This window comes from Arthrobacter sp. FW306-05-C (assembly GCF_021801725.1).
GTDB lineage: Bacteria > Actinomycetota > Actinomycetes > Actinomycetales > Micrococcaceae > Arthrobacter.
The window spans coordinates 3,395,109-3,409,979 of sequence record NZ_CP084556.1 but is presented as its reverse complement, the minus strand read 5'-3'; the positions used below and the strand labels follow the sequence as shown (position 1 = coordinate 3,409,979).

Annotated in this window: 17 protein-coding genes and 1 pseudogene; 11 read left to right on the top strand and 7 right to left on the bottom strand. The window is 65.8% G+C overall.

Features of this window, described 5'->3' with window-relative positions:
• Positions 1-40 precede the first annotated feature (40 nt).
• Genes LFT44_RS15820 through LFT44_RS15805 form a run of 4 tightly spaced genes read right to left on the bottom strand, consistent with a single transcriptional unit; the run spans position 41 to position 3,218 of the window.
• On the bottom strand, positions 41-1,060 hold the full coding sequence (locus LFT44_RS15820; RefSeq protein WP_236799377.1) for a sensor histidine kinase: 1,020 nt from the start codon (positions 1,058-1,060) through the stop codon (positions 41-43).
• Positions 1,057-1,746, bottom strand: coding sequence for a response regulator transcription factor (locus LFT44_RS15815; protein ID WP_236799376.1), 690 nt, complete (start codon positions 1,744-1,746; stop codon positions 1,057-1,059). The genes LFT44_RS15820 and LFT44_RS15815 overlap by 4 nt, the downstream gene beginning before the upstream one ends.
• Positions 1,747-1,751: 5 nt before the next feature.
• Positions 1,752-2,447 carry a DedA family protein gene (locus LFT44_RS15810; protein ID WP_236799375.1) on the bottom strand — a complete coding sequence of 232 codons (696 nt, stop codon included), beginning with the start codon at positions 2,445-2,447 and terminating at the stop codon, positions 1,752-1,754.
• A gap of 9 nt (positions 2,448-2,456) precedes the next feature.
• Positions 2,457-3,218, bottom strand: coding sequence for a phosphatase PAP2 family protein (locus tag LFT44_RS15805; RefSeq protein WP_236799374.1), 762 nt, complete (start codon positions 3,216-3,218; stop codon positions 2,457-2,459).
• A gap of 402 nt (positions 3,219-3,620) precedes the next feature.
• Between LFT44_RS15805 and LFT44_RS15800 the strand changes: the two are divergent.
• Positions 3,621-4,306 (top strand): annotated as a pseudogene (locus LFT44_RS15800) (response regulator transcription factor).
• A 68-nt stretch (positions 4,307-4,374) separates the two neighbouring features.
• On the opposite strand, the gene LFT44_RS15795 reads toward LFT44_RS15800, so the two are convergent.
• On the bottom strand, positions 4,375-5,343 hold the full coding sequence (locus tag LFT44_RS15795; RefSeq protein WP_236799373.1) for a GAF and ANTAR domain-containing protein: 969 nt from the start codon (positions 5,341-5,343) through the stop codon (positions 4,375-4,377).
• Positions 5,344-5,584: 241 nt separating this feature from the next.
• On the opposite strand from LFT44_RS15795, the gene LFT44_RS22090 reads away from it, so the two are divergent.
• Positions 5,585-6,532 (top strand): GAF domain-containing protein, encoded by a 948-nt coding sequence (locus LFT44_RS22090; protein WP_336885530.1) that lies wholly within the window; start codon positions 5,585-5,587, stop codon positions 6,530-6,532.
• A complete protein-coding gene (locus LFT44_RS22085) occupies positions 6,493-7,290 on the top strand; it encodes a sensor histidine kinase (RefSeq protein ID WP_336885529.1) in 798 nt (265 codons plus the stop codon). The genes LFT44_RS22090 and LFT44_RS22085 overlap by 40 nt, the downstream gene beginning before the upstream one ends.
• Positions 7,291-7,315: 25 nt before the next feature.
• Here the strand turns inward: LFT44_RS22085 and LFT44_RS15785 are convergent, their stop codons facing one another.
• On the bottom strand, positions 7,316-7,993 hold the full coding sequence (locus LFT44_RS15785) for a response regulator transcription factor (RefSeq protein WP_236799372.1): 678 nt from the start codon (positions 7,991-7,993) through the stop codon (positions 7,316-7,318).
• A 175-nt stretch (positions 7,994-8,168) separates the two neighbouring features.
• On the bottom strand, positions 8,169-8,486 hold the full coding sequence (locus tag LFT44_RS15780) for a hypothetical protein (protein WP_236799371.1): 318 nt from the start codon (positions 8,484-8,486) through the stop codon (positions 8,169-8,171).
• 432 nt (positions 8,487-8,918) lie between these two features.
• Here LFT44_RS15780 and paaA point away from each other — a divergent pair, with 432 nt between their 5' ends.
• The 8 genes from paaA to LFT44_RS15740 all read left to right on the top strand — a co-directional run bounded on the left by paaA (position 8,919) and on the right by LFT44_RS15740 (position 14,870).
• Positions 8,919-9,926 carry a 1,2-phenylacetyl-CoA epoxidase subunit PaaA gene (gene paaA / locus LFT44_RS15775; RefSeq protein WP_236799370.1) on the top strand — a complete coding sequence of 336 codons (1,008 nt, stop codon included), beginning with the start codon at positions 8,919-8,921 and terminating at the stop codon, positions 9,924-9,926.
• Positions 9,923-10,327 (top strand): 1,2-phenylacetyl-CoA epoxidase subunit PaaB, encoded by a 405-nt coding sequence (gene paaB / locus LFT44_RS15770; protein ID WP_236799369.1) that lies wholly within the window; start codon positions 9,923-9,925, stop codon positions 10,325-10,327. Before paaA ends, paaB begins: the two co-directional genes overlap by 4 nt.
• Complete coding sequence (gene paaC / locus LFT44_RS15765) at positions 10,324-11,250, top strand: 1,2-phenylacetyl-CoA epoxidase subunit PaaC (protein ID WP_236799368.1); 927 nt, start codon at positions 10,324-10,326, stop codon at positions 11,248-11,250. The genes paaB and paaC overlap by 4 nt, the downstream gene beginning before the upstream one ends.
• Before the next feature lie 11 nt (positions 11,251-11,261).
• On the top strand, positions 11,262-11,801 hold the full coding sequence (paaD, locus tag LFT44_RS15760; protein ID WP_442863783.1) for a 1,2-phenylacetyl-CoA epoxidase subunit PaaD: 540 nt from the start codon (positions 11,262-11,264) through the stop codon (positions 11,799-11,801).
• 9 nt (positions 11,802-11,810) lie between these two features.
• Positions 11,811-13,037, top strand: coding sequence for a 1,2-phenylacetyl-CoA epoxidase subunit PaaE (gene paaE / locus LFT44_RS15755; protein WP_236799367.1), 1,227 nt, complete (start codon positions 11,811-11,813; stop codon positions 13,035-13,037).
• 29 nt (positions 13,038-13,066) lie between these two features.
• Complete coding sequence (locus tag LFT44_RS15750; RefSeq protein ID WP_236799366.1) at positions 13,067-13,858, top strand: enoyl-CoA hydratase/isomerase family protein; 792 nt, start codon at positions 13,067-13,069, stop codon at positions 13,856-13,858.
• A 32-nt stretch (positions 13,859-13,890) separates the two neighbouring features.
• On the top strand, positions 13,891-14,589 hold the full coding sequence (locus tag LFT44_RS15745) for a hypothetical protein (RefSeq protein WP_236799365.1): 699 nt from the start codon (positions 13,891-13,893) through the stop codon (positions 14,587-14,589).
• A 95-nt stretch (positions 14,590-14,684) separates the two neighbouring features.
• Entirely contained in the window at positions 14,685-14,870 is a 186-nt protein-coding gene (locus LFT44_RS15740; protein ID WP_236799364.1) for a PqqD family protein, read from the top strand.
• Position 14,871: the final 1 nt, after the last annotated feature.

Here is a 14,871-nt window from a genome sequence, read left to right as displayed (position 1 = left end):
CGATAGTGCATTTGCGGGTCGAAAACGAAGAAGCCCGCAGTCAGGCTGGCGCCAGGGGCAACGACAGTTCCATGGTGGTCCCGTCCGGGCCGGTGCGGGCCACCTTCACGGTGCCCCCGGCCGCGGAGGCAATCTCGCGGACCAGTGCCAGCCCGATCCCGAAGCTCCGCCGCCCCTCGGACCCAGCAGGCCCGGCGGCGCGGACAAAGCGGTCGAAAATCCGGTCCGGGTCCACCCCGCTGATGCCGGATCCCGTGTCGGTTACCCGGACCAGCGCCCGGGAACCCTCGGCTGAGGCGGCAATGGTGATGCTCCCGCCTGCCGGGGTATGCCCCAGCGCGTTGTCCGCCAGGGCCAGCACCGCCCGCCGGAACGAACTGGGATCGATCCGCACCAAAGCCGGCCCGCCGCCGTCGAACGTTAAACGGACGCCCTGTTGCCGGGCAAGGTCCTGAAGGCTCCCGGCGGCGGACTCGGCAGCCAAAGCCACGTCCACCGGCTCAAGTTCCGGCACGGGCGCCGACGCAGTGGCGGCCAGGAGCAGCTCGTTCACGATCCCGGTCAGCGTGGACGCGTCCTCCCGGATCTTCGCCAGGGCCAGCGAAGGTTCCGAGCCCGGTTCGGTCTTCCTCTGGGCCAGCTGGATGCGGGTGTCCAGGATGGCCAGCGGGGTGCGCAGTTCGTGGCTGGCGTCCTGGACGAACCGCCGCTGCCGGGCCAGCGCCTCACCCAGCGGCCGGATGGCGCTGCGCGCACTGAGCCAGCCCACCACCCCGGCCAGCACCACGCCCGCAAGGCCGGCCAGGATCATCCCCTCAATCAGGTCCCTGGAATCCAGGTAGGTGTACGGCTTTCCCGAGGCAGAGGCGGGCTGGACCGGGTGGGCGAGCTTGTACATGAGGAAGGCGGTGGCGGCGGCCAGGAGGATGAGCACCAGGGTGGCAACCCCGGCGCTGATCCGCAGTGCCACCTTCAGCGACGCGCGGCGAAGGATCTCCCGGTCCGGGTCGGCGGAGGCAGCAGCAGTGGTGCGCGGCCCGGAAGGAACGGGTGCAGTCATGAGGGCTCGCCGATCTGGTAGCCCACGCCGTGGACGGTGCGGATCAGGGCCCTGTCGATCTTGCGGCGCAGGTGGTGGACGTAGGTGTCGATCACGCCGGGCTGGTCCGTCTCCTGGAAGTGCGCGGCGAGCAGTTCGTCCCTGGTGAACACCCGGTCAGGCTCCGCCGCCAGCGCGGCCAGCACCTCGGCCTCCTTCGCGGTCAGCGTCACCAGATCGCCGTAGAGGGACCGGACGGAGCGCGACGCCGGATGGAATTCCCACGTGCCGATGCCCACCGGGCCGGCGTGCGGACCCTGCCCGGCGGGCGGACCGTAGGTGCGCGTCAGTGCACGCAGGCGCGCAGCCAGCTCGCCGCCGTCGAACGGTTTTGCCAGGTAGTCGTTGGCGCCGGCGTCCAGGCCGCGGACTTTCTCGTCGGTGTCGCCCAGCGCGGTGAGGATCAGGATGGGGGTGCCGATGCCTTTGGCCCGCAGGGCGGTGATGACGCTGATGCCGTCCATGACGGGCAGGCCGCGGTCGATCACCATCACGTCCCACGGCTGCGTCAGCCCCAGGTGCAGGCCCTCCTGCCCGTTCACCGCGAGCCGCACCGTGAAGTCCGGCTCCAGCAGTTCGGCAATCAGCGGACCCAGGACGGGATCGTCCTCCACCAGCAGCAGGGCCGGCCCCTCACCTGTTGTCATGCCGCCTATTCTTCCGCAGCCGCCTCGACACCTTCATCAAGAGGTTCTTCAGCTGCGGCGAGCCTGTTCTTCCGGCGGCGCTTCAAATATTCGACAATCCACGGCACCACGGAGGCCAGGACCATCACCACGGCAATGATGTCGATGTTGTTGGCGATGATCTCGTAGTGGCCCAGCCACGTGCCCAGGAGGGTCACCGACGTCGCCCACGCCAGGGCCCCTGCCATGTTCCAGAGGGTGAACGCCTTGTATTCGTAGCGGGCAATTCCGGCGGTGACCGGCGCGAACGTGCGCACCATGGGCACAAAACGGGCCAGTACGACGGCGGCGCCTCCATGGCGGCGGAAGAACTCTTCCGTGACGGTCAGGTGGGCGGTTTTGAGGATGCGGGCATCGTCCTTGAACCAGCGGCGGCCGAACTTGCGCCCCAGCAGGTACCCCACCTGGTCGCCGCCGATCGCGGCCGCGGTGATCACGCCGATCAGCAGGGGCAGCGCCAGGTTCAGCTGCTGGTGCAGGAGGCCTGCGGTGAAGAGGAGGGAGTCGCCGGGCAGGAAGGGGAACAGGACGCCGGATTCGATGAACACCATCGCGGCGATGACGCCCAGTGCGGCCGGGCCGAAGCCCTCCAGCAGGCCGGCGGGATCAAGCAGCGAGGGCGAACCGGCGGTTGCTGCCAGGGGTATCAGGAGGCTGTGCATGAATGCTCCCTATGCCCGGCCGAAGGGGCGGAGGACGGTGGCCGGCAGGCGTTCCATCAGGGCAGGGGCGAAGCGGTTCCAGAGCCCGGCGAGCAGGACCACTGCGGCGCTCGCGGCAAAGAAGGAGGCTGCGACGTCGGTGGGGTAGTGGACCCCCACGTACAGCCGTGACCAGGCGACGATGAGCGCCATGACCGCGCCTCCCACCGCAACCGGCCGGGCCCAGCGGGTTCCGCGGGCCAGGAAGTACAGCGCGAAGGCCAGGGCCACGGCGAAGCTGACGTGCCCGCTGGGGAAACTGTTGGATCCGGTCTCCGGCGCCAGGGGGTCGAACAGCATCGCAGGGTTGGGCCGCTGCCGGGCGAACAGGAGCTTGAAGGCCTCGCTCGCCACCCAGCCCGAGCATGCGGTGAGCCCGAAGGCGACGGCGGTCACCAGGTCGCGCCGGAACAGCCAGATGCCCAGGGCGGCAACCGCGATGAGGGCCAGGCCGACCACCGGGCCGAACAGCAGGTTGATCCCCATCGCCACGGCGGTCAGTACGGCAACGTGGTGCAGGCTGAGGTTTTGGTCAACGCCCAGTTCCGCGGTTGTGTCGCCGGGGACCAGTTGCACGGCAAGGCCCAGCACCACGACGGCGGCGCACAGCACGATGCCCACCGGCAGCCAGTGCCGGGGCTGGGGGAGTGCCCTGAACTGGGTGCCGACGGCCGGGGGTGCCGTGGGAGCGGTGTGCTGGTTCGGTCGGTCGTTGTGGGCTGATCCGTGCATGTCTTCCTTGGGGGCGTGGCGTGGGGGCCGCTGTTCGGCCTGTCATTCCACTCTCCTCCGTGGGCTTTAAGAAAGGCTTAAGAAGTGCTGGTTCCTGGCTGTGGTAAGGGGTACGACGGCGGCCCGCGCCTTTCGCGCGCGGCGTGGCGGCGACGCGCAAACTCATTTCCGCTGCGCAGATTCCTTTTCGCGCCCCGTATTTGGGCCGCGCGGGGGAAGGTCCGCCCCTGGAACGAACATCCGCGTCGAATGTGCAGCGGGGCGCGATCAGTGGGTTTCCATTCCGGGGAGACGGACTTTCGGCCCTATTCGTTTTCGTTTGCTGCGGCGACTGTGGTGGTGGTGCATTTGTGCCGCAGGTGGCCAATGTTGACATCGGGGAAGTTGGGGGATGAGGACACTATGCCAGAGGTAAAGCATTACAAGGATGGGCGCCCGCTTCGGGTTTTTATCCTGGATGACCATGAACTCGTCAGGCGGGGTTTGAGGGACCTGGTTGAGGGCGAGGGGATGGAAGTGGTGGGGGAGTCGGGCTCGGCGGTGGAGGCCTCACGCCGCATCCCTGCTTTGCGGCCGGATGTGGCCGTCCTTGATGGCAGGCTCGCCGACGGGACGGGCATCGAGGTTTGCCGGGACGTCCGGGGGATCGATCCGGAAATTCGTTGCCTGATCCTGACGAGTTTTGACGACGAGCAGGCCCTGCGGGGAGCGGTCCTGGCGGGGGCAGCAGGCTATGTTCTGAAGGAGATTGGCAACCACGATCTGATCAACGGCATCCGGAGGGTGGCTGCCGGGGAGAAGACTTTCGGGCCTGGTGTTGAGGAGCGGGTCCTCCGGGGGTGGGTGAGGAGGCCCGGATGAATCCGAGGTTTTCCGGTCTGAGCGTGCAGGAACGGAAGGTCCTGGAGCTCATTGGTCAGGGAATGACCAACCGGGAAATCGGTCAGGAGATGCGACTGGCTGAGAAAACAGTGAAGAACTACGTCTCCTCCGTGCTTGCCAAGCTTGGCTTCGAACAACTCACCCAGGCTGCTGTCTACGCAGCCCGCCCCGAGGCCCCCGCTCAAAGGGCCGCCAAGGGAGCCTAGGTCGGCCTGACCGACAGGGTGAGCCGCGGATCAACAGGGAGGACGAGCGGTGAGGGTTTTGGTCGGCGTCAAGTTTGGAAGTGCACCGGTGGTTCGCTGCCGCCTGAGGCGGACGCCACTATTGCTGCCGCAAGGTCCCGTACTTTGATGTTCCGGTTGCTGGAGGCGCGCCGAAGAATCCCGAAGGCGGTTTCGTGGTCGCAGTGGTTTTGGCCAATCAGGATCCCTAAGGCCATGTCGATGACGGTGCGGTGGGACAGGGCTGCATACAGTTGATCGACGGTTTCCTTCAGTTCTGCGATGCGCAGGGCCGAACGCAGGGGGCCGCTGATCCGGTCGGCGAAGCCTTCAGCGGCGACGATGTCACCGTACTGGAGGCCGCCGGGCACCTGGGTGGAGAACGTCAATACCGCTGCCGACCCCTCGTCGATGGCAATGGGTACGGCCAGTACGGAGCCGATACCGCATGCCGAGGCGGACGGGGTGAACTTGGGCCAGCGGTTGTCAAAGGACGTGCTGCGCATGATGATGGTCCGGCGGCCGGTGATGGCTGTGAGTGCAGGTCCTTCCTCGAGCCGCTCCTGCAAGTCAATAACCTGGGCGGCCAATACTCCATTGCAGGCGTGGACGGGCGTTTTCTTCGGATTGAGGAGCGTGATGCTGCACGAGGTGCCGTCACCGGTTGAGGCAGTGAAATCCACCAGCGTCACCACGGCCGAAAGTGCGTCGTTGATGTTCTCGCTTGCGATGAGGCTTTCCTCCAGGGCTTTGTCCGGGTGGGCGGCGGACGGTGCATGACGTGTTTGACGGGCCCCCATGGCTGACTGGACGCTGGGCGGTGGGTCAGCGACAGTCAGCCGCCGTACGCGGACCTGGTCTGTCCCGTCTTGGTTGCGGACACCAGCAGGCTTGTCGCCCAAGCCCATACCGTCGGCGTCAGCCTCGGAGGCCGGCGCGGCGGACTTGTCCTGGGACTGGCCGGATACTTCCAGTGCGTGACCGTCAGGGGTTAGAAGCCGGAAACGGGGGGAGTCCAAATGGTTCGTTCTGACTTCGAATCCACGCGCCATGTTCTTGGCCCTTCAGTTTGGTGGACTTCCAGTAGACGTTCCGCTGCTGCGGGACCAACAGGGACAAAAGACCCCACCAGTTCCGGGCTCAATGGTGGCTGGGGTTGGTAGGATTGGTGGGTAGACGCTGGGGCTGCTGCAGATATCCTTTTTCCGAGGCGATGCAGCCCGCCATGGAACGACGTTGGTCTTTGACCGAGGTGCTTTCATGTGGCGAGAACCTATTAAGCAGCGGACCCGGAACCTCCTGCGGGAGTTTGTGGAGCGGGCTGATGACCTTGTCCGGGCCCAGGAACATGTTGAAGGGCTCCTCGGCGCGGTGGTCTCCCTCAGTGAAAACCTCAGCCTTGAGGCCGTGCTGGACCGGGTGGTGCAGTCAGCATGTGAGCTTGTCGGGGCGCAGTACGGCGCGCTGGGCGTCATCGGCGATGACCAGCAGCTGAGCACCATCACCGTCGGCATTGATGAAGTCGGTGCCCGTCTCATCGGTGATCTTCCCACCGGCTATGGATTGCTGGGGCAGCTGATCCGTGAGCCTAAACCGCTCCGCCTCAATAATCTTGGCGAGCATGCCTCCGCGGCGGGCTTCCCGCCGGGTCTTCCGCCCATGCGGACCTTCCTGGGCGTTCCGGTGCGGGTACGGGATGAAGTGTTCGGGATCCTGGCCCTGACGGAAAAGATCGAGGGCCGCGAATTCACCGCCGAGGACGAGGATCTGGCGGTGGCCCTGGCCTCCGCTGCGGGCGTGGCGATCCAGAACGCGCGGTTGTATGAGGACAGCAACAGCCGCCAACGCTGGCTGGAAGCAGGTATGGAGGTCAGCGACCGGCTGAAGAGCCAGCCGCGCTCGGAAACAGAAAATCTGGAGATGATTGCTGAACGGGCATTGCACGCGTCCTCCTCGGCGTTGGCGGTAATCGCTTCGTTGGCCGGTGACGGCAGCCTGCGGTGCCGGACGGCTCTGGGCGTACAGTCCATGCCGGCCGGGCAGGAACTTCCCGCAGGCCCGGTGTTTTCGGAGGTTCTTGCCACGGGGCAATCCCAGTTCCTGCGGGACCCGCGGCAGGTTTTCGACGACGTGTCAGCGGAAAGCTCGGCCCTGTCCTGGTGGCTGCCTTGGCCAGTGACAGCGACGGCCAGCGCGACAGTGTGCTGATTCTGGCAAGATCCGCCGGCACCGCCCGGTACACAGACGTGGACCTTGAGCAGAGCTGCGTGTTCGCCTCCCGGATCGGGCTCACCCTTGACCTTTTGAAGACTAACCGGCTGCGGGAAGAACACGCCTTGTTCATCGACCGGGAACGGATTGCCCGGGACCTGCACGACTTGGTCATCCAGCGGCTTTTCGCCGCAGGGCTGAGCATCCAGGGCCTGCGCCGCTACACCTCGGATCCGGCAGCGCATGAACGGCGCGTCGCCGGCATCACCACGGAACTGGACGACTGCATCCATCAGCTCCGCGACACGATCTACGCCCTCCAAACCGGAGAAGCCGATCAGGAGCTGCTCAGCGGCCGGGTCCTGCGAGCTGTTCAGGAAGCCGCCAATGCTGCCGGGTTCCTCCCCAGGATTCAGCTTTCCGGGCCTGTCGATGACGCAGTGGACTACGAGGTAGCCGAACAACTACTGCCGGTGCTGCACGAAAGCGTCAGCAATGCCGTGCGGCACTCAGGGTCTGAAGACATCCAGGTCCTGTTGGCAGCCCGGGACGGCGAGGTGGTCCTCACAGTCCGGGACCACGGGTGCGGCTTCCAAAATCCTGATCGGACGAGCGGGCTGGACAACATGCAAAACCGTGCCGCCCGCCTGGGAGGGACCTGCACCATCGACAGCGCCCCCGGCGAGGGGACCAGCATCACCTGGACTGCACCCACAGCCCCACTGCAGGTGCTGCCCAGATCTGCGCCGGGCTGAGGTCGGGCGGCCCAACCAGCGCTCTTCAGACGCTTTGACCCGTAGCAGCCGGTGGCGCCAGTTTGTCCCGCCGGCTGAAGCCCAGTTTCTGCAAGACCGAAGACACGCAGCGGACAACCGTCTCCTGGGAAGCCGTCATATGCAGTTCGATTTGCCTGTTGGTCATGCCGCGGGCCATGAGCGCAAAGACGTTGCGCTCCTCAAAGGTCATGGCCTCCAGCCAGTGGACCCCAGCAGTTGCGGAGAGGCTCTCGGCAACCCTTTCCCGGATCTCTGGCTCCAGCAGCGAGCGGCCGGCTGCTATCGCACGGACATCGTTGAGAAAATCCCCGATGCCCCCGACCCGCTTCACCGCGTACCCTGACGCGCCCGCCAGCACGGCTGCCCTCACCCCGTGCTGTTCGTCCCAACCGGTCAGAATCAGGCATCTCACCGACGGCGCGGTAGAGCGCAGGTGGCGGCAGACCTCAATGCCCGTAGAGTCCGGCAGGCGCTCGTCCAGGACAGCGATGTCCGGATCCAGGCTCGGGATCAAGCGGTAGGTTTCAGCCGCCGAGCCGCCTTCACCCACCACTTGGAATCCTTCATGCTCCAGCAAGTCCCGCAGCCCCTGCCGGACCAACTCATGGTCGCTGACGATGAACACCCGGACGGGCAGTGCCTCGGACCGAACCCCATTCTGTGGTGTTGCTGATGTATCCATGACGATGCTCTTATCGGCTCATGCCCTCCCCGGCCACCCCATTTCAAATGGCCGCCCCGTTCGGAAGAATCCTCACCACATCATCCCGCAACACCCCGTACACGGGCAGGGCCGAAAGTCCGCTCCGCAAGGAACGGCAAACTGCAGGCCTACAGGAGAAAGACCAGCCGATAAATCATGACCATTCGATGCCCATAATCCGGCCGGCCAACGCAGGGATCCCCCGTGACATACCGCAGACCGAGCAACTGGTCCTCAACCCAGTTTCGCGCGCCCACTGATGGGACTCCTCCAACCAGTACTCGAACCCGAACCCAAGCTTTTGCAGTTCGTTCAGGGCCCTGCTGGCTACCTCCCAGGAGCCCCACCGGCCGATCACTCCGCCGCTGTTCCTGATGACGTTGCATCCCCCATCGCCAAGCTCGGCTGCCAGGTCTTTCCGGCTGGCTGGCCCACTGCCGTGCACTGCCCTGTACTCCTCCACGGTTACCACGCGTCAACTCCTCACCCAAACATTGCCCGCCCAAGCTCTGCATCCCGTCCTGCAGGCTGGAAGCTCTCCCGGATCCCCCTCAAGTCCGCCGATCCGGCCCCGAAAACTGGGGACCCGGACGGTACCTCTACAAGAATGACAAGCTTTGCGGGCCCGGCTATAGGGCTGAAAGTCCCCTGCGAGCGCTCGCAGTACTGTTCCCCGCGGTCCGCGGCAGTGAGCCCGCATTCAGCCGAGCCGCGCCGGGAGTGAGCGGGCGTGGGAGGAAAGGTTGCGAGACGTGAGCGGGCGTGGGGAGAAAGGTTGCCAAAGGTGAGCGGGCGTCGGAAGAGGGGCGGCACGCTTGACGAGTTCCGGCACGCCAACATATCCTGAACGAACGGTCGGTAAATAATTCCGCACGTCCCAGAAGGTCTTTGCATAGGAGCAACCATGGCAGCGCAGAACTTGCAGTCAGTGCCGGTCGAGCTAACGGCTGGAACCAGCGAAACAGCAGATGCGGCAGGCCAGGCCCACTTCGACCGGATCATCGCCGAGGACTCGCGCATCGAGCCCCGCGACTGGATGCCCGCCGCCTACCGCAAGACCCTCCTGCGCCAAGTGAGCCAGCACGCGCACTCGGAGATCATCGGCATGCAGCCGGAGGCCAACTGGATCTCCCGCGCCCCCACCCTGAAGCGCAAAGCCATCCTCATGGCCAAGGTCCAGGATGAGGCCGGCCACGGGCTCTACCTCTACTCGGCCGCCGAAACGCTGGGCCAGTCCCGGGACAAGATGATGGACGACCTCATCGCCGGCAAGGCCCGCTACTCCAGCATCTTCAACTACCCCGCGCTCACCTGGGCGGACATGGGTGCCATCGGCTGGCTGGTGGACGGCGCAGCCATCTGCAACCAGGTCCCGCTGTGCCGGGCCTCGTACGGCCCCTACGGCCGGGCCATGGTCCGCATCTGCAAGGAGGAGTCGTTCCACCAGCGCCAGGGCTTCGAGATCCTCCTGGAGCTCTCCAACGGCACGCCTGCCCAGAAGCAGATGGCCCAGGACGCCGTGAACCGCTGGTACGCGCCGGCCCTGATGATGTTCGGCCCTCCGGATGATGATTCCCCCAACTCCAAGCAGTCCATGGCCTGGAACATCAAGCGGTTCAGCAATGACGAGCTCCGCAGCCGGTTCGTCGGCATGATGGTGGAGCAGGTCCGGGTCCTGGGCCTCACCCTCCCCGATGACCAGATCCGCTTCAACGAGGACACCAAGAAGTGGGAGCACGGCCCCCTGGACTGGCACGAGTTCCAGGAAGTCCTGGCCGGCCGCGGCCCCTGCAACGCCCAGCGCCTTGAGCGCCGGAGGGCAGCGCACGACGACGGCGCCTGGGTCAGGGAAGCAGCCGCGGCTTACGCAGCAAAACAGTCAGCAAAGATGCAGAAGGAACACGCAGCATGAGCCCGCACGGCAACCCCGAAACCCCGGCCAGCTCGGCCACCGAGATCAACCGCGAAGCCCCCAAGGCCAGCCCCAAGGTAGAGGCTGCCCCCACGGAGACCGCAGTAAACCACCACGACCGCTCCACCTGGGGCCTCTGGGAGGTTTTCGTCCGCTCCAGCCGCGGCCTGAGCCACGTCCACGCGGGATCCCTGCACGCCCCGGACGCCGCCATGGCCCTCCGCAACGCGCGCGACCTCTACACCCGCCGCAACGAGGGCGTCTCCATCTGGGTTGTCCCGGCCGACGCCATCGCCGCCAGCGATCCCGACTCCAAGGGCTCCTTCTTCGAATCGCCCCAGGGCAAGGACTACCGGCACGCCACGTACTACACCAAGAGCGAGGGAGTGAAGCACCTGTGAGCCCCCAGGCACCCGAAGCCACGGAAACCACCGGCCACGGCGACATCTCCACCGGCGTGGCCGGCGGCGACTCGAACGCGTCCGCCACACGCATCACCCCCGGCAACGCCCTCCGCCCGGAGGACATCGCCCTTGAGGTCAAGACCGGACTGGCCAAGCCCACCGAGGACGTCGCCGAATACGCACTGAGGCTCGGCGATGACGCCCTGATCCTCGCGCAGCGCCTGGGCCACTGGATCTCCCGCGCCCCGGAGCTGGAAGAGGACATCGCCCTGGGCAACATCGCCCTGGACCAGCTGGGCCACGCCCGCAGCTTCCTCACCTACGCCGGCGCCGGCATGCCCAACGAGGACGGCACGGCCAAGTCCGAGGATGACCTGGCCTACTTCCGCCGCGAGCACGAGTTCCGCAGCGTCCAGCTGTTCGAGCAGCCCAACGGCGACTTCGCGGCCACCATCGCCCGCCAGTTCGTGGTGAGCTACTACCAGTACGAGCTCTACCGCCGCCTCACCGAATCCACGGACGCCACCCTGGCGGCCATCGCCGCCAAGGCCGTGAAGGAAGTCGACTACCACCGCGACCACAGCACCCAGTGGGTCCTGCGCCTAGCCGGCGGCACGGACGAGTCGCGCACCCGGATGATCCACGGCCTGCGCACCATGTGGCCGTACGTCAACGAACTGTTCCAGGACGACGAACTGACCGAAAAGCTCGCCCAGGCCGGTGCCGCCGTCGCGCCTTCCAGCCTGAGGGAGGACTTCGACCGCCTGGTGGCGGACGTCCTCGAAGAAGCCGAGCTGGAGGTCCCGGACGTGCCCGCAGCCCCGGGCGGCGGCCGGCAGGGCCGGCACTCGGAGTACCTGGGCTATATCCTCGCGGAGATGCAGGTGCTGGCCCGCGAGCATCCCGGGGCAAGCTGGTGACCGTCGTGGACATCTACGTCAGCGACTTTGAGGCAAAGCGTACGACCCCGGCAGCACAGTCGGCGGACCAGCTCGCCTGGGACATCGCGGCCACCGTCGTGGACCCCGAGATCCCGGTGCTCACCATCGCGGACCTGGGGATTTTGCGGAAGGTCGACGTCGGCGCGGACGGGGGCGTGCGGGTGACCATCACGCCCACGTACTCGGGTTGCCCCGCCATGGATGCCATCCGCGACGACCTCTACAGGGCCTTCGAAAAGGAGGGCTACGGGGACGTGCACGTGGACCTGGTCCTGGCCCCGGCCTGGACCACGGACTGGATGACCGAGGCCGGCAAGGCCAAGCTGCAGGAGTACGGCATCGCCCCGCCCAGCGGCAACTCCCGGGCCGGCGGCCACTCCGGCCCCATCCGGCTGAGCCTGGCCGTCAAGTGCCCGCAGTGCAGCAGCCTCAACACCAGGGAACTCACCCGCTTCGGTTCCACGTCCTGCAAGGCGCTGTACGTCTGCCAGGACTGCAAGGAACCGTTCGACTACTTCAAAGTCCTGTAAGGAACCACCATGACTGTTGTCCGCCAGACCGCCGCCGAAGAGGCTGAGGCGACCGGCCGCCGTCGTCCGTCCTTCCACACCCTTGAGGTGAAGGAGGTGCGCCGGCTCACCGACGATGCCATCGAGGTCAGCTTCCACGTGCCGGCCGAGCTCGCCGGCAAGTTCGACTACCTGCCCGGCCAGTACGTGGCCCTGCGCACCACGCTGCCGGACGAAACCGGCGAGCCGAAGGAGATCCGGCGCAGCTACTCCATCTGCGCCGAGCCGCCCAGCTTCGCGGACGGCACCAGCGAGATCCGGGTGGCGATCAAGAAGGACCTGGGCGGGCTGTTCTCCACGTGGGCCAACGCCGAGCTGAAGGCGGGGGACACGCTGGACGTGATGAGCCCCATGGGCGCGTTCGTGTCCAAGCACGGCCGGGACGGGCAGGCCGTGGAGCAGAACGTCATGAACTCCATGAACCACCCCGAGGAGCTGGCGGGGGAGCCGGGCAACTTCGTGGCCATCGCGGCCGGGTCCGGCATCACCCCGGTGATCGCCATCGCCCGCACACTGCTGGCCGCCAACCCGGACACCCGGTTCGACCTGATCTATGCCAACAAGGCCGCCATGGACGTGATGTTCCTGGAGGAGCTCGCGGACCTGAAGGACAAGTACCCGCAGCGGCTGGCCATCCACCACGTGCTGAGCCGTGAGCAGCGGATCGCGCCGCTGCTGAGTGGCCGGATCGATGCGGAAAAGCTGCAGCAGCTGCTGGGCACCGCCCTGCACGCGGACGATGTGGACGAGTGGTTCCTGTGCGGGCCGTTCGAGCTGGTGCAGCTGTGCCGGGACACCCTGGCCGAGCGCGGGGTCAAGCCGGAGCACATCCGGTTCGAGCTGTTCACCTCAGGCAAGCCGGACCGTCCGGAGGGGCAGGCCGGCCGTCCCGTCATCGTGGACGAGTCCAAGGAGACGTACAAGATCACGTTCAAGCTGGACGGCCTGCAGGGCGAGGTGGCCAGCCCAACCCACGCCCGTGAGTCGATCCTGAACGCGGCGCTGCGGGTGCGCCCGGACGTGCCGTTCGCGTGCGCCGGGGGAGTGTGCGGCACGTGCCGGGCCAAGGTGGTCACCGGCAGCGTGACCATGGACGAGAACTACGCGCTGGAGCAGGATGAGCTGGACAAGGGCTACGTCCTGACCTGCCAGAGCCACCCGACCAGCAAGGAAGTCACGGTCGACTTCGACGTCTAAGTCTTTCCCTTTCCCACCCAAGGAGCCCCATGATCTCTCTTTCCATCAGCAACGGCATCGCCGAGGTAGTGCTGGACGTGCCGCACAAGCTGAACTCGCTGGATGAGCAGGCGCTGCGGGATTTAGCACAGGCGTACGACGACGCTGCTGCCGCCGCCTCACTTGGTGAGGCGCGGGCGCTGCTGCTGAGGGGAGAGGGGCGCGCCTTCTGCGCGGGCCGGGACATCGCGGGGGTCACCCCGGAGAACGACGACGCCGCGGCGTACCTGAGCGGGCTGGTGGAGCCGCTGCTGAAGAAGATGGCGGCTTTCCCGGCGCCAACCTTTGCGGCCGCCCAGGGGGCATGCCTGGGCGTGGGGCTGGGACTGCTGCTGGCCACGGACGTGGTGTACGTGGCGGAGAACGCGAAGTTCGGGTCGCCGTTCGCCAAGCTGGGGGCCACGCTGGATTCCGGCGGGCACTGGTACTTCACGGAGCGGCTGGGCATGCACCGGACGCTGGACCTGATCTACACGGCGGACCTGATCTCGGGCGCCGAGGCGGTGGCGCAGGGGATGTTCAGCCGCGCCATGCCAGCTGAATCGCTGTTGGAGTCGACGCGGGGGATTGTCTCGCGGGTTGCTGCCGGCGCAACCGGTGCTTTCGTCTCCTCGAAGGAGCTGGTGGCGCACATCCGCGACCAGCGGCTGGGCCTGTGGCAGGCCATGCAGGAGGAGAACGAGGAGCAGGCGCGCCTCTGCAAGACCGAGGATTATGCGGAGGGTTTCCGGGCGTTCCAGGAGAAGCGCGAGCCGAGGTTCACGGGAATTCCCCTCGTGTAATTACCCTTTGGCAAGCCTTGCAGAATTCTTGATTGAACCTTGCAAGCCCTTTTCAAAATTCTTTATTTGCGTTCGTAAGAGTAGGCGAAGCCGGGCAAACCGGCCGATGCGCCCTGCCGGTCTCAAATAGGCAGCCGCATCCGGAACCTACTCTGGGGGCACAATTGTCTGAGGTTTTGAACGCTAACACTGATGAAAAAGAAGGAAGCGATTTCAGCCGGCGCAGGGTCGTCGCGGGTGTCGCCTGGTCACTTCCGGTTATTGCCACCGCCATAGCTGCTCCAGCTGCTGCGGCATCGCCGGGGACGACTACCCCGGCTTCCGCCAGCTTAGGGCCGCTGTCCTCCTTTACTCTGGCTGGAGCAACCTCGGCTTCTGGGCCCACCAGTTTCACCATTCAAACGGGCAGTTCTTTCCTTGGTCCCACCGTTTCATACAGTGTCACCTTTACGGCTCGTGACAAGAACCAGAAAGCGTTGATCTCTGTCGGCGGGGTGTCTCAAGGAAGCGGAACGAACTCCGTTTCCCAAAACAAGCAAAGCTCCTCCTTCTCAGGCAGCGTTCCCGCCTCCGCCGGAGCCCACGCGCTGACTTTCGCTCTGTCTACATTTAGCTATACCGATAAGGCAACTAAGGGAACATATATTTACGATGTCGCCTTGCAAGTCACCCTGAACAGCGGAACGTCCTTGACGGCGGTCCCTTCCACATTGACCGTGACGTACCCCTGATGGTTTGGAAACGTGGCGGCCTGGTCGCTGAAGTCTGCACCAAACCCCGAACCCGCGTCGCACTACTGCACCTCGATGCAAGTCAGCCCGTAGTCTTGGAGGGAACAGCTGCGGTTATCTGGGACCTTATCGATGGACAGCGCAGCGAGCAGGACATCTTTGCTGAGCTTGCGTCGACCTTCGAGGATCAGTCAGGACAGATGCAGGCCCAAGTGGAAGGCTTCCTGGCAAGCCTCGAAGCGCAGCGCCTGATCGAGTCTGCCCGCGGCGACTCCCACTAAC